We start from the raw sequence: 16,661 nt of genomic DNA, 5'->3' as shown, positions 1-16,661 counted from the left end.
TCAGCGGTAGGGATCCGGCTGAGTAAGGTAGCCCCCGACGTAGTCGGCGATGCCCTCCTCCAGCGAGGTCATGGGCTTGGGGTAACCGGCCGCGAAGAGGCGGTCCATGCGGGCCTCGGTGAAGTACTGGTACTTGTCCCGGATCGCCGGCGGCATGGGCGTGTACTCGATCTGGGCGTTCTTGCCGGCCGCCTGGAAGACCTGTCGGGCCATGTCCTCGAAGGTCCGCGCCTGGCCCGAGCCCAGGTTGTAGACGCCATTGACCTGCGGGTTCTCATAGAGCCAGCGGGTCACGTCGGCGGCGTCGCGGACGTAGACGAAGTCGCGCTTCTGGCCGCCGTCCGGCACGTCCGGACGGTAGCTCTTGAAGAGCTGGACCGAGTGGCCCTCGCGGACCTTCGGCCAGATCTGCGCGGCCACCGACTTCATGGAATGCTTGTGCTCTTCGTTGGGCCCGTAGACGTTGAAGAACTTCAGCCCCACCCACTGGGGCGGCGCGTAGTCGCGGGCCGCCTGCCGGGCGGCGAAGATGTCGAACAGCGCCTTGGACCAGCCGTAGGTGTTCAGCGGCCGCAGGCGGGTCAGAGCCTCGAAGCTGTCGTCGTCGTCGAAGCCGTGCTCGCCCGCCCCATAGGTCGCCGCCGAGGACGCATAGACGAACCGCCGCTGGCGGTCGGCGCACCAGCGGAAGAGGTCCCGGCTGAGGGTGAAGTTGGAGTGGATGATCTTGTCGGCGTCCGGTTCGGTGGTGGACGACACCGCCGCCATGTGGACGACGATCTCCACGTCGCGCCAGCGCTTCTCCAGCCAGTCGAACATGGCGTCGGGCGCCACGAAGTCGCCGATCGGGTGCTTGGCGATGTTGCGCCACTTGCCGAGGTCGGCTTCGCGCAGACGGTCACAGACCACCACGTCCAGCCCGCGGTCCTCGGCCAGCCGGGCCACGATGTTGGAGCCGATGAAGCCGGCCCCGCCGGTGACGAAGGCGATGCGGCGGGTCATGCCTGTTCCCTATCGGACTGCGGACGGCTCATTCGCCGGATCGCGGCGGTCGTGGAATAGCCGTCGACGATCTCGGCGAGCTTCACCTCGCCGCCCCAGGCGCGGACCTCGGCGGCGCCCACCACCTGGGCCTCGGTGTAGTCTGCGCCCTTGACCAGCACATCGGGGCGGGCGGCGCGGATCAGCTCGATGGGAGTCTCGGTGTCGAAGGGCACCACGAGGTCGACGCTGCCCAGGCCGGCCAGCACCAGGGCGCGGCTCTCCAGGTCGTTGACCGGGCGGCCCTCGCCCTTCAGCGCGCGCACCGAGCCGTCCGAGTTCAGGCCCACGATCAGCCGGTCGCACCAGGCCCGCGCCTGGCCGAGGTAGGCCACGTGGCCCTTGTGCAGGATGTCGAAGCAGCCGTTGGTGAAGCCCACGCGCAGGCCCTTGGCGCGCCAGCGCGCGACCTCGTCGACCATGCGCTGCACGGTAGCCACCTTGGCCTCGGCCGGCGCCATGTGGGCGGTGATCGCCGCCTCCACCAGCTCCTCCGGACTGACCGTGGCGGTGCCGACCTTCCCCACGGCCACGCCGGCCGCGAGCTGGGCGAAGGCGATCGCCTCGTCGAGCGGGGCTTCGGCGGCCATGGCCAAGCCCAGGGCCGCCAGCGTGGTGTCGCCGGCCCCGGAGACGTCGAAAACCTCGCGCGAGACGGTGGGGAAGTGGCGCACCGGCTCGCCCCGGACCGCGAGCGAGATGCCCTTGGCGGCGCGGGTGACCAGCACGGCGCGGGCGTCCCAGAGCTCCAGGGCCCTGGCCAGCGCCGCCTCCACCTCCGCCTCCGTGCCGGTGGGCAGGTCGGTGGCGTGCGACAGCTCGAGCGCGTTGGGCTTGATCAGGTCGACAGCGCCGTAGCGGGCGAAGGAGCGGGCCTTGGAGTCCACCACCACCTTGGCGCCCGCGGCTCGGGCGGCGTCCAGGCAGGCGGCGATCACCGCCTCGGTGACCACGCCCTTGCCGTAGTCGGAAAGCAGGATCACGCCTGCGCCGTCGGCGGCGTCGCGGATGGTGCGCACCAGGCGGTGCTCGCAGTCGCCAGCGACCGGGCGGCTCTCCTCCAGGTCGACCCGCAGGAGCTGCTGCTGGCCGGAGACATAGCGGGTCTTCAGCGTGGTCGGGCGGCCGGGATCGGTGACGAGGTAGCCCTCAATGCCGGCTTCCTCGCCCACCAGCCGCATGGCCTCGTGGCCCTCGGCGTCGCCGCCGATCAGACCCACCAGTGCGACGGATCCCCCCAGGGCCGCGACGTTGCGGGCGACGTTGCCGGCCGCGCCCAGCATGACGCTTTCGCGGGTGCGGGCCAGCACAGGAATCGGCGCCTCGGGCGAGATCCGGCTGACGTCCCCGTAGACGAAGCGGTCCACCATCACGTCGCCGACGCAGACGACCCGGCGTCCGGGGGCGAGGCCCAGGAGGTGCTGGAGGGCGGAAAGGTCCATCGGCCTAGCCTGTGCGGCGCGTCGGTGGGCCGGTCAAGCGGCGGCGGCGCGCCGCTTGGCCAGGGCGTCGTACTCCAGGAGCTCGGCCACCAGCCCTTCGAACTGGCTCATGGAGACCATGTTCGGGCCGTCCGAGGGGGCGTTGTCCGGGTCCGGGTGGGTCTCCATGAAGACGCAGGCCACGCCGACGGCCACGGCGGCCCGCGCCAGCACGGGCACGAACTCGCGCTGTCCGCCCGAGGTGGCCCCCTGCCCGCCCGGCTGCTGGACCGAGTGGGTGGCGTCGAACACCACGGGACAGCCGGTCTGCGCCAGGATCGGCAGGGCGCGCATGTCGGAAACGAGGGTGTTGTAGCCGAACGAGACGCCGCGCTCGCAGGCCATGACGTTCGGGTTGCCGGTGCTGAGCACCTTGCCGACCACGTTCTTCATGTCCCAGGGGGCAAGGAACTGGCCCTTCTTGACGTTCACCGCCTTGCCGGTGCGGCCCGCGGCCAGCAGCAGGTCCGTCTGGCGCGACAGGAAGGCGGGGATCTGCAGCACGTCCACGGCTTCCGCGGCCTCGGCGCACTGGTCGATCTCGTGCACGTCGGTGAGCGTCGGAAGGCCCGTGGCCTCGCGGATTTCGGCGAACACCGGCAGGGCCTCGCGCAGGCCCAGACCGCGGGCGGTGTTCACCGAGGTGCGGTTCGCCTTGTCGAAGGAGGTCTTGTAGATCAGGCCGATCCCCAGGCGGTCGGCGGTCTCGCGCAGCGCGTGGGCGGTCTCCAGCGCGTGCTGGCGGCTCTCCATCTGGCAGGGCCCGGCGATGATCGACAGGCGCTCGGCGTTGCCGATCCGCACGGTGCGGTTGGCGGTCTTGATCTCGATGACGGCGTTCGGCTGGGTCACGGGCTTCGTCCGGTGGTGCGTTTCGGGGCTAAGTGGCGCGCTGAGGGCGGCTTCACAAGCGGCAATGCCGCCGCGCCCCTGTGGCGAGCCTCCGCAAGGTTGACCTCACACGTTCGGCGACCTGTGTTATGGTGGCGCTGTTCGGCAGGGGGACGTTCAGAGATGACGCTGGCCCACGAGACCTCGCTGACGGCGCTGGCCCGCAATGCGCGCGCGTTCCACCGGCTGCCCGCCCTGCGCGGCGCGCCGCAGCCCTTCCGGTTCGCGCTTCGGCTGATCGCCAAGGACTGGCAGGTGGGCCAGCTCACCTTCGTGCTGCCGAGCGGGCGCGAGGTGGTGCTGCAGGGGCAGGAAGACGGGCCGAGCGCGCGCCTGGCGGTCTGCGACTTCCGGTTCATGCGCCGGGTCATCGCCGCCGGCGACATCGGCTTCGCCGAAGGCTACATGGCGCAGGAGTGGGACACGCCGGACCTGGCGGCGCTGCTCACCCTCTTCGCCCTCAACGCCGAGCGGCTGGCCCACGTGATCCGCGGCGGCGCGCTCATGCGGCTGGTGAACGGCGTGCAGCACGCGCTGAACGGCAACAGCCGGGCGGGCTCGCGACGCAACATCCACGCCCACTACGACCTAGGCAACGCCTTCTACAGCCGCTGGCTGGACCACAGCATGACCTATTCGTCGGCGCGGTTTGAACGGCCCCGCCAGTCGCTCGCGGCCGCCCAGCGCAACAAGTACCGCACGCTGGCCCAGAGCATGGACCTGAGGCCCGGCCACAGGGTGCTGGAGATCGGCTGCGGCTGGGGCGGGTTCGCCGAGTACGCGGCGCAGGAGGTGGGCGCCCAGGTCACGGGCATCACCATCTCGCGCGAGCAGTACGACCTCGCCCGCCGACGGCTCTTCGAGCAAGGCCTGGCCGAGCGGGCCGAGATCCGCCTCGTGGACTACCGCGATGTGGACGGCCGCTACGACCGCGTGGCGTCCATCGAAATGTTCGAAGCGGTGGGCGAGCGCTACTGGCCAGCCTACTTCGGCCAGATCCGCGACCGTCTGGTCCCCGGCGGGCGGGCGGGGCTGCAGATCATCACCATCCGGGACGACGTGTTCGACCGTTATCGGCGGCGCGCCGACTTCATCCAGAAGTACGTCTTCCCGGGCGGCATGCTGCCCTCCGAGCAGCGGCTGAGGGCCGAGACGGACCGGGCGGGGCTCGGCTGGACCGGGATCAGCCGGTTCGGCCAGCACTATGCCGACACCCTCGCCGCCTGGACGCAACGGTTCGACGCCGCCTGGGACGAGATCCGTGGGCTGGGGTTCGACGAGCGGTTCCGGCGGCTCTGGCGCTTCTACCTGGCCTACTGCGAGGCGGGATTTCGCACCGGACGGACCAATGTGGTGCAGCTGGGCCTCGCCAAGCCCTGACCGCCCCCCTGTTCGGGCGCGCCTGCGCCCCTTAAGTAGCGCCCATGCAAGTCGCCAGAAGCGTCCTGGACGCCATCGGAAACACGCCGCTCATCCGCCTGCAGCGCGCGAGCGAGGCCACGGGCTGCGAAATCCTCGCCAAGGCCGAGTTCATGAACCCGGGCCAATCGGTGAAGGACCGCGCCGCGCTGTGGATCATCCGCGACGCGGAGGCGAGCGGCCGGCTGCGCCCGGGCGGGCGGATCGTGGAGGGCACGGCGGGCAACACCGGCATCGGCCTGGCGATGGTGGGCAAGGCGCTGGGCTACAGGTGCACCATCGTGATCCCGCGCACCCAGAGCCAGGAGAAGAAGGACGCCATCCGGCTCTACGGCGCGGAACTGGTGGAAGTGGACGCGGTCCCCTACGCCAATCCGAACAACTATGTGAAATATTCCGGCCGCTTGGCGGAAGAACTTGATGCGAAGGAGCCCGCCGGCGCGGTCTGGGCCAACCAGTTCGACAACGTGGCCAACCGCCAGGCCCACGTGCATGGCACCGGCCCGGAGATCTGGCGGCAGACCGACGGCAAGGTGGACGGCTTCATCTGTGCGGTCGGCTCCGGCGGCACGCTGGCCGGGGTGGCGGAGGCGCTGCGGGCGCACAAGCCCGAGGTGCGCATCGGCCTGGCCGACCCGCATGGCGCGTCGCTGTTCTCCTACTACACGGACGGCGAGCTGAAGGCGGAAGGCAGCTCGATCAGCGAGGGGATCGGACAGGGCCGGATCACCGCCAACCTCCAGGACCTGAAGATCGACCACGCCTATCGCATCTCGGACGAGGAGATGCTGCTCGCCATCTACGACCTCGTGGAGCACGAAGGCCTGGTGATGGGCGGCTCGACGGGGGTGAACGTGGCGGGCGCCATCCGCATGGCCAAGGACATGGGCCCCGGGCACACCATCGTCACCGTGCTCTGCGACCACGGCCAGCGCTACCAATCGAAGATCTACAATCCGGCCTTCCTGTCAGAGAAGGGCCTGCCGATCCCCACGTGGCTGGAATGACCAGTCCGCTCGTCTCGACGGAATGGCTGGCGGCCCGGCTGGGCGAGGTCCAGGTGGTGGACGCCACCTGGTTCATGCCGGGCGAAGGCGTCGGCCGCGAGAGCTACGAAGCCGGCCACATCCCCGGCGCGGTGTTCTTCGACATCGACGACCTCTCGGACAAGGCGGTCGACCTGCCGCACATGCTGCCCGCCCCCGCCGCCTTCGCCGAAGCGGCGGGCGCGCTCGGCCTGACGCGCGAGCGCCCGGTGGTGGTCTACGACGCGCACGGGATCTTCTCGGCCCCCCGGGCCTGGTGGACGCTGCGGGTCATGGGCTTCCCGGAGGTCTTCGTGCTGGACGGAGGCCTCAAGACATGGCGCGCCGAAGCCCGGCCGGTGGAGACCGGCCCGGGTGCGCCGAGACCAGCCGCGCTGGAGCCGGCGTTCCGGCCCGAGCTGGTGCGTGATGTGGAACAGGTGCGCGACGCGCTGGCCGGCGCGGCGCAGGTGGTGGACGCCCGCGCCGCCGCGCGCTTCCGCGGGGAGGCGCCCGAACCGAGGGCTGGATTGCGCTCGGGCCACATGCCGGGCGCGCGCAACGTGCCCTGGAGCGGCCTCGTGGCGGCGGACGGCACGCTGAAGCCTTCCGGCGAGCTGCGGCAGGCGTTCACGGCGGCGGGCGTGGACCTCAACCGGCCGGTGGTCACCACCTGCGGCTCGGGCGTCAGCGCGGCCATACTCTCCCTGGCGCTCACGCAGCTGGGCTGCGCCGACGCCCCGGTCTATGACGGCTCCTGGGCCGAATGGGGCGGCCGCGCCGACACTCCGGTCGCCACGGGAGACTGACCCATCGAGATCCGGCTGGCCCGCCCCGACGACCTGCCCCACCTGCCGCACATCGAGCAGTCGGCGGCGCAGGCCTTCCGGCCGCTGGACGTCGCGTACTTCGACCAGATCAGCCAGCTCGGCCCGGCCGAGACCTGGCGGCCGCATCTCGAAGCCGGAACGCTCTGGGTCGCCGACGAAGGGGGCCCAATCGGGTTCCTGGCGGCCACCCGCCACGGCGAGCGGCTGCACGTGGACGAGTTCGACATCGACCAGCGATGGCAGGGCCGCGGCGTCGGGCGGCGGATGATGGACGAGGTGATCGCCTGGGCGCGGCGCGAAGGGTTTGCGAGCGTCACCCTCACCACCTTCGCGAACATCCCGTGGAACGCGCCGTTCTACGCCTCATTCGGCTTCGTACCGCTCGGCGAGGACGCGCCCGAGCCGCTGCGCGCGATCCTCGCCAGAGAGACCGCCCGCGGCCTGCCCGACCGCGTGGGCATGCGGCTGACGCTTTAGCGCAGCGGCGGCGCGTACATCAGCCCCGGGCGCGGCGCGTTCCACAGCGCGTTGAGACCACGGTCGAGGTTGAGGGCCGAATCGGCGCCGACATCGCGGCGGAAGATCTCATGGTAGGCGCCGACCTGCCGGACCACTTGGTAGCCCCAGTCGTCCGAGAGCCCGAGCAGCGGGCCGAGCCCGCCTTCCAGGCCTAGCAGGCGGCGGGTCTGCGGGTCGGTGGCGGTCTCGCGGGCGGCGTCCACGGTGCGCGAGGTGAGCCCGAGCTCCTCGGCCAGCACAGTGGCGTGCACGGTCCAGCGGACGATGTCGGTCCAGGCGGGGTCGCCGGAGCGGACCACGGGCCCCAGGGGCTCCTTGGAGATGACGTTTGGCAGGATCACATGGGCGCCGGGGTTGCTGAGCACCGAACGCGAGGCGGCGAGCGCCGAAACGTCAGCGCTGAACACGTCGCAGGCTTCGGACTCGTAGAGCCGGCGCGCCTCGTCCTCGGAGGCGGCGACCACCGGCCGGAAGCGCAGGCCCCGGACATTGAACCATTCCGCCAGATTGGCCTCGCTGGCGGTGCCGGCCTGCACGCAGATGCGCGCGCCGGAGAGCTCCTCGGCGCTGGCCACACCCAACGAGCGCGGCGCCAGGAAGCCCTGGCCGTCGTAGTAGGTCACCGCCGCGAAATCGAGGCCCAGGCCGGCGTCGCGTGCGAAGGTCCAGCTCGTGTTGCGGGCCAGCAGGTCCACCTGGCCCTTCTGCAAGGCGCTGAAGCGGTCCTGCGCCTGGATCGGGATGAACCGCACCTTGGCCGCGTCGCCCAGGGCGGCGGCGGCCACGGCCCGGCAGACGTCGACGTCGAAGCCGCGCCAGACCCCGCGAGCGTCCGGGAAGGCGAAGCCCGGCAGGCCCGGGTGCACCCCGCACGCCAGCCAGCCGCGCTGGCGCACCGCCGCCAGGGTCGGGCTCTCCGCGGCCTGGTAGCCGGGCGCGGCGCTGGCCGACACCGCCGGCCGCGGCGGCTCGGGCTGGGGCGCCGCCTCCTGCCGCTGGCACCCCGCCAGGGAGAGGCCGAGCAGGGCCGTCGCCGCGAGGCGCCTGATCATCCGTGCTCCTTGATCGCGGAAACCCATGAGGCTCTAAGTGCCGCCGGCACTTTCGCCAGCGCAGCCTGGACCCGCAACCCCGCATGGACGACGAAACCCGCCTGATCCGCGCCGGGGCCGCGCCTGCGAAGCTGGTGAAGACCGTCGGCCCGCCGATCCAGAAAGGCTCCACTGTCCTGCTGCCCAACGCCGCGGCGCTGTACGACGACGACAATCACGTCACCTACGGCCGCCAGGGCCTCGCCGCCCAGACGGCGCTGCAGGACGCGCTGGCGGCGATGGAAGGCGCGGCCGGCGTCGCCCTCTACCCGTCCGGCCTTTCCGCCCTCGCCGGCGCCCTGCTGGCGGTGCTGAAGGCAGGCGACGAGGTGCTGGTCAGCGACGGCATCTACAAGCCGACGCGCCGGTTCTGCGACCAGGTCCTGAAGCGCTTCGGCGTCGCCACCACCTACTACGAGCCGGACCTCGCGCCAGACGCCCTGATGGCCCTGGCCACCGACGCGACCCGGCTGATCCTGATGGAGAGCCCGGCTTCCCTGACCTTCGAGATGCAGGACCAGCGACGCATCGCCGAGCTGGCGCGCGCCCGCGGCGTCCTTACCGCCTCGGACAATACCTGGGGCGCGGGCTACCTCTACAAGCCGCTCGAGCACGGCGTCGACATCTCCATCCAGGCGCTCACCAAGTACGTGGGCGGCCACTCCGACGTCTTCATGGGCTCCGCGGCGGCCCGTGACCCTGCCCTGGTTCGAAGATTGGCCGACGGGGTGCTTCACCTGGGCTGGGCGGTCTCGGGCGAGGACGCCTACCAGATGCTCCGCGGCCTAAGGACCCTGCCGACGCGGCTGGACAAGCATGGGGGAAGCGCCGTGCGCCTGGCCGCGTGGCTGGAGGGCCGGCCCGAGGTGGCCCGGGTCTACCACCCCGCCCTGCCCGGCACCCCTGGCCATGAGCTGTTCGCGCGGGACTACCGCGGCGGCTGCGGGCTCTTCGCCTTCTCCCTTCAGCCGGCCCCCGACTCTGCGGTGGACGCCTTCCTCGACGCGCTGAAGCTGTTCGGCCTGGGCTTCTCCTGGGGCGGCTTCGAGAGCCTGGCGATCTCCTGCGACCCGCAGCTGCGCACGCGCCGGTTCCGGCGCGACTACGGGGGGCCGCTGATCCGGCTGCATGTGGGGCTCGAAAACCCCGACGACCTCGTCGCGGACCTGGAGGCGGGGCTGGCCGCCTACGCCGCGGCCGCGCGCTAGGAACCTCCGGCGTCCGGGCGAATTGCCCGCTCGGACGAACCGAGGGACACCCGCCATGAGCGAGAACACCGACCGCTTCAGCGAGCAGGCGGAACGCGCCGCCGAGCAGGAACGCAAGATCCAGGGCGAGATCGACGCCGCCGAGCAGCGCTCCTTCGGAGACGGCGGCGAAGACGAGGACAAGCCCATGCAGGCGGGCGCGCGGGAGTATCCCGCCGGCCCGCTTCCCAAGCAGCACCTGGAGAAGCCCGGCCTGGAAGCCGACCTCGAGCTGCAGCCGATGTGGGACGCGCCCTTCTACAAGGGCTCGGGCAAGCTGCAGGACAAGGTCGCGATCATCACCGGCGCGGACAGCGGCATCGGCCGCTCGGTGGCCGTGCTGTTCGCCCGCGAGGGCGCGGACGTGGCCATCGCCTACCTCAACGAACACGAGGATGCGGAGCTGACGAAGCAGGCGGTGGAGAAGGAGGGCCGGCGCGCCATCCTGATCCCTGGTGACGTGGCCGACCCAGGCTATGCCGACCATGCGGTCCAGCGGACGATCGCCGAACTCGGCAAGCTGGACGTGCTGGTCAACAACGCCGCCTTCCAGGAGCACGTGAACGACCTGTCCGAGCTGACGCTGGAGCACTTCGACCGGACGCTGAAGACCAACCTCTACGGCTACTTCTTCATGGCCCAGGCCGCCGTGCCCCACATGAAGCCGGGCTCCTCGATCGTCATGGTGGGCTCGGTCACCGGCATCATGGGCAACAAGGACCTGCTCGACTATTCGATGACCAAGGGCGGGATCCACGCCTTCGCCCGGTCCCTGTCCACCCACCTGATCCCGAAGGGCATCCGGGTGAACGTGGTCGCCCCCGGTCCCGTCTGGACCCCGCTGAACCCTGCCGACAAGGACGCCGAGAGCATCTCGAAGTTCGGCCAGAGCACGCAGATGAAGCGCCCGGCCCAGCCGGAAGAGATCGCTCCGGCCGTGGTCTTCCTCGCTTCGCCGCAGACCTCCAGCTACATCACAGGCGAGATCCTGCCGATCATCGGCGGATACGGCGGAGGCTGACCGAGCCTCCGGGCGAGGAGGCGGCTTGCGCGACGATCATTGGCTGGACGGGTTCCTGGCGGCTGAAGGTCTGCCGGACAGCTTCCGCACCACGGTGGAATGGATCTGCCGGCCACTGGCCGACCGGGCGGCGCGGCTGCGGCAGGTGCGCCGCCGCACGGCCACCATCGGGCTCTGCGGCGCCCAGGGGTTGGGGAAGTCCACCATCGCCGCCGGGACGGTTCAGCTGCTGCGGGCCCGCGGCCTGACCGCCGTGGCCGTCGCCCTGGACGACTTCTACCTGCCCAGGAGCGCGCGCGAACAGCTGGCCAAGGAGGTGCACCCCCTGCTCGTCACCCGCGGCCCCCCCGGGACCCACGACGTGGCCATGGCGGGCGCGACGCTGGACCACCTGCGGGGGCCGGGCCGGGTGACGCTGCCCCAGTTCGACAAGGCCGCCGACACGCGCGCCCCCCGCGGCCGCTGGGAGACGGTGGCCACCCCCGTGGATGTGGTGATCTTCGAAGGCTGGTGCGTCGGCGCGCGCGGCCAGGGCCAGGCGGCGCTCGCCAATCCGGTAAACGAGCTCGAGCGCATCGAGGACCCGGACCGCCGCTGGCGCACATGGGTCAACGACCAGCTGGACGGGCCCTACCAGGAGCTGTTCGCCAAGCTGAACAGCCTGGTGCTGCTGCAGGCGCCCGACTTCGAGGTGGTGCGGGACTGGCGCGCCGAGCAGGAAGCCAAGCTCCGGGCGCGCAGCGGTCGCGGCATGGAGGACGCCGAGATCGCCCGTTTCGTCGCCCACTACGAGCGCCTGACCCGGTGGATCCTGGCCGAGATGCCCGAGCGCGCCGACTGGACGGTGCGCCTCGACGCCCGGCGCATGCCGGTAGACGAGCGCTAGGCCGCTCGCCTGCGCCGCGGGCTTGTCGTAGAACCCGCTCCCTTCAGGACGGACCTAAGACGATGAACTTCGAGCGGCCCCGGGTGGTCTTCGCCTACGACTTCGACGGCACGCTGGCGCCCGGCTTCATGCAGAACCACGCCTTCATCCCCGAGGAGCTGGGGATGGACCGGCAGGAGTTCTGGACGGCGGTGGACGCCCTGGCCAAGCAGCAGCGCGGCGACACCATCTTGGCCTACATGCACATGATGCTGGTGAAGGCCCGCGAGAAGGGGCTGGAGCTGTCCCTGGAAAGCTGGCGCCGGCGCGGCGCGGACCTGCGGCTGTTCCCGGGCGTGGAGGGCTGGTTCGAGCGCCAGAACGCGCGGGCCGCCGAACTCGGCCTCGACCTGCACCACTTCATCATCTCGTCGGGCAATCGCGAACTGATCGAGGGCTCGCCCATCGCGAAGCATTTCGAGCGGATCTACGCCTCGGCCTTCATGTTCGACGAGAACCAGGAGGCGATCGGGGTGGCGCTGGGCGTCAACTACACCTCCAAGACCCAGTACCTGTTCCGCATCAACAAGTGGACGCTGGAGGAGTGGGACAACTACGCCATCAACCGGGCGCAGGAGAAGCAGGAGCGCCCGGTGCCGTTCGACCGGATCGCGTTCTTCGGCGACGGCTTCACCGACGTGCCCACCATGCGCCTGGTCACCGACCAGGGCGGCTATGCGGTGGCGGTCTACGAAGAGGGCAATCCCTTCACCGAGCGCGCCGCCGTGGACCTGCGCAAGGACGGCCGCGCCCACCTGGCGGGCCCCGGCGACTATCGGGAAGGCGCGCCGCTGGACCAGATCGCGCAGGCCATGCTGACCGAGATGGCCGCCCGCGCCCACCTGCCGAACCTGGTCCGCTGGCCCGACGCCGAGACCCAGCCGAAGCTGCCGCTTTAGCGCCGCCCTTGGCGCGCCCGGCAGGACTCGAACCTGCAACCGTCCGCTTAGAAGGCGGATGCTCTATCCGGTTGAGCTACGGGCGCCCGGCGGCCACTGGGCTCAGTGGGTCCAGGGGATCTTGCGGCCGAAGGCGAAGTTGTCGGCGTAGGCCTTGATGATCTTCTTGGCCGGCTTGGGGTCGATCAGCTGGAAGGCGATGCCGTGCGCCTCGGCGTAGCGGACGGCGTCCTCCTTGGTGTCGAAGGTCAGCCGCACCTGGCTGGACGCCGTGTCGCTGGTCTGGGTCCAGCCCATCAGCGGATCGGGCCGGCGCGCCGCGCTGGGCTCGAACTCCAGCACCCAGTCATAGGTCTTCTGCTTGCCCGACTGCATGGCGGTCTTGGACGGGCGGAAGATGCGCGCGAGCATGGGGGTCCTCGAAACTCCAATCGCCGGCGTGGTCGGGGCGGTGTGATTCGAACACACGACCCTCTGCTCCCAAAGCAGATGCGCTACCAGGCTGCGCTACGCCCCGGAAACGCCGGCGCCCCTGCAATATGGGCGTTTTCGGCTTTCCGCAAACGCGAACAGCCGCTTGCGGTCAGCCGCCCATCAGCTTGAAGACGCCGGACGCCCGAACCACGTCGCGGCCGCCCACATAGGCGCGGCCCTCGGCGAAGGCCACGTCACGGGTGGCCCGGGTGAGCTTCGCCTCCCCGATGATCCACTCGCCGGCGCGGGCCATGTGCAGGAAGTCGATGGACAGGTGGATGGTCACCGCCCGCTTGCGCGCCCCACGCCAGACCGCGCCGGCCAGCACCCCGTCCATGAAGGCCGACAGCATGCCGCCGTGGACGATCCCCACGCCGTTGGTGTGGCGGGCGAGCGCGTAGAAAGCCTGCTCCACGCGCCCGTCGTCGTTCGGCCGGTGGAAGTAGGGCCCATTGTGAGTGGAGAAGGCCCCTCGCCCCTCGGACAGGACGAAGCCCGCCGGCGGATCTGGGATCCGCTCGTCCTCGGCCGCCCCGGCCTCAGCCACCGGGGAAGATCCGGTGGACCACCCGATCGCCGGGCAGCATGCCAAGTTGTGCGGCGCGACCGCCGGGGATCTCCAGCACGGCCTTGGCGACGCCGTTGGACGGCAGGGGCCGCTCGTCCAGCGGCCGAGCGTTGGCGACGATCGACAGCACCGTGCCGTCGGCCCGAATGTAGACGATGTCCAGCGGGATGAGCGTGTTGCGCATCCAGAAGGCGAGCTCCTGGGGCCTGGGGAAGACGAACAGCATGCCGCGGTCGGGCGCCATGGTCCGGCGGCACATCATGCCGTACTGCCGCTCGCGCTCGCTGTCGGCGACCTCCACCTGGAAGCGGGCGGGCCCACGCTGGGTGACCACCTGAAGCGGCTGCAGCGGCTTCAGCTCGGGCTGGCCCTGGCAGCGGGCAGGGTCCTGGCGCGGAATGTCCTGCGCCCCGGCGGCGGGTGCGAGCCAAGCGGACAAGGCCAGTGCGAGCAGGCCACGCCGGCCGATCGGGGACTTCAGCAACTTGAGGGAACTCCAGGCTTGCAGGTCAGCCTAGAGTGGACTCGATCTCGGCGACAACAAGACCCTTCGGGCCTTCGGCGAACCGGACCATGACGTCGTCGCCGGGCTGAAGATCCTCCATGCCCGAACGCCGCAGCGTCTCGATGTGCACGAAGATGTCGCCGGGCTCGGCGTCGCGCACCACGAATCCATAGCCCTTTGTGCGGTTGAACCATTTCACCTTGGCCCGCTGCAGCGGACCGGTGGCCTCGACCGGCCGGCGCGGCGGGCGCCCCAGGAGCCCGGCGCCCAGGCCGTCCACCCGACGGAAGCCGTCGTCGCGGGCCCGGCGCTCGGCGGGCGGCGGGGCGCAGGTCTCGTCGATCTCCAGCACCTCGGCGACCTGCCAGCCCTTGGGGCGGCGGACGACCTCGCAGGTGATGGCGGAGCCTTCCAGGGCGTTGTCGCGGCCCGAACTCCTGAGGGACGTGACGTGCAGCAGCACGTCCTTGAGGTCGGTCTGGCTGGGATCGTCCGGAACGATGAAGCCATACCCCTTGCCGGCGTCGAACCATTTCACGCGCCCGGTGATCCGCACGGCCTCCGCCTGCACGTCCACCTGATCGAACTCTAGACCAGCCATTTCGCCCCTCGGCCCCGATACCCCCCATCCCTACATGGATTGGAGCCAGCTATAACACTGTTCGCCTAAGGGGTGTGGCGTCAACGTGATTCTGCGCACAGCCGCCCGCAAGGCGCGAAAAAACAGTGCTTTGCGAGGAAGGTGCGATGGCAGTCCCTAGGGGAGTCGAACCCCTCTTTTCAGGTTGAAAACCTGACGTCCTAACCGATAGACGAAGGGACCGCGGTCGCGAGGCCGGGTCTATATAAGCCCTGTTACGGCCGCGCAAGCCCCCTCCCGCAACATCATGTGCGTCTCGGGTCGGCGATATCCTCGATCTCGAATTCGACGCCCTGGCGGCCCTGCCAATCGTCCGGCTTCAGACGGCCCACCACGTGGATCGCGCCGCCTTCCGCGAGCAGGCGGCGACCGGCCTCGGTGTCCTCGCAGCGCCAGGAGACGGCCTTCAGCTTCCCGCCCGACGAATCAGTGAGGGTGCAGCGCACGTGTCCGCCGCGAAGCGCCATCGGCCGCTCCACCCGAACATTGGCGCAGGCGAACACCGGCTCCGGGTTGCCCGGCCCGAAGGGCGCCAGGCGTTGGAAGTCCTGCCAGAGCGAACGGCCGCAGCCGGCGGTGGCCACCAGGGCGTCCACGTCCAGGCAGTCGTCGGCCGCGGCGGCCGCCGATTCGGCGGCCAGGCGGGCGTTCAGGAAGGCCCGCAGCTCGGGGATGGTGTCGGGGCGAACGGACAGGCCCGCGGCCATGGCGTGGCCGCCGCCCGCCAACAGCAGGCCCTCGTCGAAGGCGGCCTGAACCGCGCGGCCGAGGTTGACCCCCGGCTGCGAGCGGCCCGAGCCCTTGCCGACGTTCGCCGCACGGTCGATGCCGACCACCACCACAGGCTTGCGGAAGCGTTCGCGCAGGCGGCCGGCGGCGATGCCGATGACGCCGGGGTGCCAGCCGTCGGCGGCGACCAGCAGGCAGGCCTCGTCCTCGACGTTCATGCCGCGCTCGATCAAGGCCACGGCCGCCTCGACGACCTCGCGCTCCACCTCCTTGCGGGAGGCGTTCAGCCCATCCAGTTCCTCGGCCAGTTCGCGGACCAAGTTGGCGCCGTCGGAAGACAACAGCTGGGCGCCCAGGTCCGAACGGCCGATGCGGCCGCCGGCGTTGATCCGGGGCCCCAGCAGGAAGCCCACGTGGAAGGCGGTGGCCGGGCCCTGCCCCTTGGCGAGGTCCATGAGCGCCTTGAGGCCGGGATTGCGCCAGGCGCTCATGACCTTCAGCCCCTGGGCCGCGATGGCGCGGTTGAAGCCGGTGAGCTGGGTCACGTCGCAGATGGCGCCCATGCAGGCCAGGTCCAGCCACTGGCGCAGGTCGGGCTCGGCGCGGTCGCCGAACAGACCGCGACGGCGGGCCTCGCGGTTGAGGGCGGCGAGGAGCACGAAGGTGACACCCGCGGCGGCCAGGTGCCCCTGCCCCGAGCCGCAGTCGGGCCGGTTGGGGTTCACCAGGGCGGCCACCTTGGGGATCTCGTCGCCGCGCATCAGGTGGTGGTCGACCACGACCACGTCGAGGCCGATCTCGGCGGCGCACTGCAGGGCGTCGTGGGCGGCGGCCCCGCAGTCGACGGTGATCACCAGCTCCGCGCCCTCGGCCTTCAGGCGGCGGAAGGCGGCGGGCGACGGGCCATAGCCCTCGGTGATGCGGTCGGGGACGTAGATCGGCAGCTCGTGGCCCATGGCGCGGAACCAGCGGACCAGCTGGGCGGCGGAGGAGGCGCCGTCCACGTCGTAGTCGGCGAACACCACCATCGGCCGCCGGCGCTCGAGCGCGTCCACCAGCACCTCGGCGGCGCGGTCCATGTCGGCGAAGGACGAGGGGTCCGGGAAGAGCGCCTTCAGGGTGGGGTTGAGGAACACCTCGCCCTCCCCGTCCCGCACGCCCCGGGCGGCCAGGGCGCGAGCCAGGGGCTCGGCGAGGCCGAGGCTCAGCTGGTGGCGGCGGACGGTCTCGGCGTCGGCCGCGCGCTCGCGCCACCGGCGGCCGGAAAGCGACCGGGTGACGCCGAGGAAGCCGATGGTGCCAGCGCCGTCCGCCAAGCCCTACTCCTGTCCGCTGACCGGCCACTATCGGCCGGCC

General features: G+C 70.9%; 17 protein-coding genes and 3 tRNA genes. 8 read left to right on the top strand and 12 right to left on the bottom strand.

Going from position 1 to position 16,661, the window contains the following annotated elements; translation table 11 throughout:
- The 3 genes from rfaD to kdsA are packed head-to-tail and all read right to left on the bottom strand — an operon-like array spanning position 1 to position 3,374.
- Positions 1 to 1,002, bottom strand: a complete 1,002-nt coding sequence (gene rfaD / locus VIL67_RS16845) for an ADP-glyceromanno-heptose 6-epimerase (protein WP_332050063.1) — start codon at positions 1,000 to 1,002, stop codon at positions 1 to 3.
- Positions 999 to 2,483 (bottom strand): D-glycero-beta-D-manno-heptose 1-phosphate adenylyltransferase, encoded by a 1,485-nt coding sequence (rfaE2, locus tag VIL67_RS16840; protein ID WP_332050062.1) that lies wholly within the window; start codon positions 2,481 to 2,483, stop codon positions 999 to 1,001. Before rfaE2 ends, rfaD begins: the two co-directional genes overlap by 4 nt.
- A gap of 33 nt (positions 2,484 to 2,516) precedes the next feature.
- The gene (gene kdsA / locus VIL67_RS16835) at positions 2,517 to 3,374 is read right to left on the bottom strand and encodes a 3-deoxy-8-phosphooctulonate synthase (RefSeq protein WP_332050061.1); all 858 of its coding nucleotides are present in this window, start codon (positions 3,372 to 3,374) and stop codon (positions 2,517 to 2,519) included.
- A 162-nt stretch (positions 3,375 to 3,536) separates the two neighbouring features.
- Between kdsA and VIL67_RS16830 the strand changes: the two genes are divergently transcribed.
- The 4 genes from VIL67_RS16830 to VIL67_RS16815 are packed head-to-tail and all read left to right on the top strand — an operon-like array spanning position 3,537 to position 7,164.
- Positions 3,537 to 4,793 (top strand): cyclopropane-fatty-acyl-phospholipid synthase family protein, encoded by a 1,257-nt coding sequence (locus VIL67_RS16830; protein ID WP_332050060.1) that lies wholly within the window; start codon positions 3,537 to 3,539, stop codon positions 4,791 to 4,793.
- Positions 4,794 to 4,837: 44 nt separating this feature from the next.
- Positions 4,838 to 5,839, top strand: coding sequence for a cysteine synthase A (locus VIL67_RS16825; RefSeq protein ID WP_332050059.1), 1,002 nt, complete (start codon positions 4,838 to 4,840; stop codon positions 5,837 to 5,839).
- A complete protein-coding gene (sseA, locus tag VIL67_RS16820) occupies positions 5,836 to 6,666 on the top strand; it encodes a 3-mercaptopyruvate sulfurtransferase (protein WP_332050058.1) in 831 nt (276 codons plus the stop codon). The genes VIL67_RS16825 and sseA overlap by 4 nt, the downstream gene beginning before the upstream one ends.
- A gap of 3 nt (positions 6,667 to 6,669) precedes the next feature.
- Positions 6,670 to 7,164 (top strand): GNAT family N-acetyltransferase, encoded by a 495-nt coding sequence (locus VIL67_RS16815; RefSeq protein ID WP_332050211.1) that lies wholly within the window; start codon positions 6,670 to 6,672, stop codon positions 7,162 to 7,164.
- On the opposite strand, the gene VIL67_RS16810 is transcribed toward VIL67_RS16815, so the two are convergent.
- The gene (locus VIL67_RS16810; RefSeq protein WP_332050057.1) at positions 7,161 to 8,258 is read right to left on the bottom strand and encodes an amino acid ABC transporter substrate-binding protein; all 1,098 of its coding nucleotides are present in this window, start codon (positions 8,256 to 8,258) and stop codon (positions 7,161 to 7,163) included. The two genes, VIL67_RS16815 and VIL67_RS16810, sit on opposite strands and share 4 nt — an antisense overlap.
- Positions 8,259 to 8,341: 83 nt before the next feature.
- Here VIL67_RS16810 and metC point away from each other — a divergent pair, with 83 nt between their 5' ends.
- The 4 genes from metC (at position 8,342) to VIL67_RS16790 (ending at position 12,389) form a co-directional block, all read left to right on the top strand.
- A complete protein-coding gene (gene metC / locus VIL67_RS16805; protein ID WP_332050056.1) occupies positions 8,342 to 9,505 on the top strand; it encodes a cystathionine beta-lyase in 1,164 nt (387 codons plus the stop codon).
- Between the two features lie 55 nt (positions 9,506 to 9,560).
- Entirely contained in the window at positions 9,561 to 10,565 is a 1,005-nt protein-coding gene (locus tag VIL67_RS16800) for an SDR family oxidoreductase (RefSeq protein ID WP_332050055.1), read from the top strand.
- 25 nt (positions 10,566 to 10,590) lie between these two features.
- Entirely contained in the window at positions 10,591 to 11,451 is an 861-nt protein-coding gene (locus tag VIL67_RS16795; RefSeq protein ID WP_332050054.1) for a kinase, read from the top strand.
- A 62-nt stretch (positions 11,452 to 11,513) separates the two neighbouring features.
- A complete protein-coding gene (locus VIL67_RS16790) occupies positions 11,514 to 12,389 on the top strand; it encodes an HAD family hydrolase (protein WP_332050053.1) in 876 nt (291 codons plus the stop codon).
- A gap of 9 nt (positions 12,390 to 12,398) precedes the next feature.
- Here VIL67_RS16790 and VIL67_RS16785 read toward each other — a convergent pair.
- The 8 genes from VIL67_RS16785 to recJ form a co-directional block, all read right to left on the bottom strand.
- Positions 12,399 to 12,475 (bottom strand) — tRNA-Arg (locus VIL67_RS16785).
- A gap of 16 nt (positions 12,476 to 12,491) precedes the next feature.
- Entirely contained in the window at positions 12,492 to 12,800 is a 309-nt protein-coding gene (locus VIL67_RS16780; protein ID WP_332050052.1) for an ETC complex I subunit, read from the bottom strand.
- A gap of 29 nt (positions 12,801 to 12,829) precedes the next feature.
- Positions 12,830 to 12,906: transfer RNA gene (locus VIL67_RS16775), tRNA-Pro, on the bottom strand.
- Positions 12,907 to 12,972: 66 nt separating this feature from the next.
- Positions 12,973 to 13,410, bottom strand: coding sequence for a PaaI family thioesterase (locus tag VIL67_RS16770; RefSeq protein ID WP_332050051.1), 438 nt, complete (start codon positions 13,408 to 13,410; stop codon positions 12,973 to 12,975).
- Positions 13,403 to 13,915, bottom strand: a complete 513-nt coding sequence (locus tag VIL67_RS16765; protein ID WP_332050050.1) for a DUF192 domain-containing protein — start codon at positions 13,913 to 13,915, stop codon at positions 13,403 to 13,405. Before VIL67_RS16765 ends, VIL67_RS16770 begins: the two co-directional genes overlap by 8 nt.
- A 25-nt stretch (positions 13,916 to 13,940) precedes the next feature.
- Positions 13,941 to 14,537, bottom strand: coding sequence for a cold-shock protein (locus tag VIL67_RS16760; RefSeq protein ID WP_332050049.1), 597 nt, complete (start codon positions 14,535 to 14,537; stop codon positions 13,941 to 13,943).
- Positions 14,538 to 14,684: 147 nt separating this feature from the next.
- A tRNA-Glu gene (locus tag VIL67_RS16755) sits at positions 14,685 to 14,759 on the bottom strand.
- A gap of 62 nt (positions 14,760 to 14,821) precedes the next feature.
- On the bottom strand, positions 14,822 to 16,621 hold the full coding sequence (gene recJ, locus VIL67_RS16750; RefSeq protein WP_332050048.1) for a single-stranded-DNA-specific exonuclease RecJ: 1,800 nt from the start codon (positions 16,619 to 16,621) through the stop codon (positions 14,822 to 14,824).
- Positions 16,622 to 16,661 lie beyond the last annotated feature (40 nt).

It is taken from the genome of Phenylobacterium sp. (assembly GCF_036563385.1).
Lineage (GTDB): Bacteria > Pseudomonadota > Alphaproteobacteria > Caulobacterales > Caulobacteraceae > Phenylobacterium.
The sequence above is the reverse complement of the archived record's forward strand: the minus strand, read 5'-3'. Positions and strand labels throughout refer to the sequence as shown.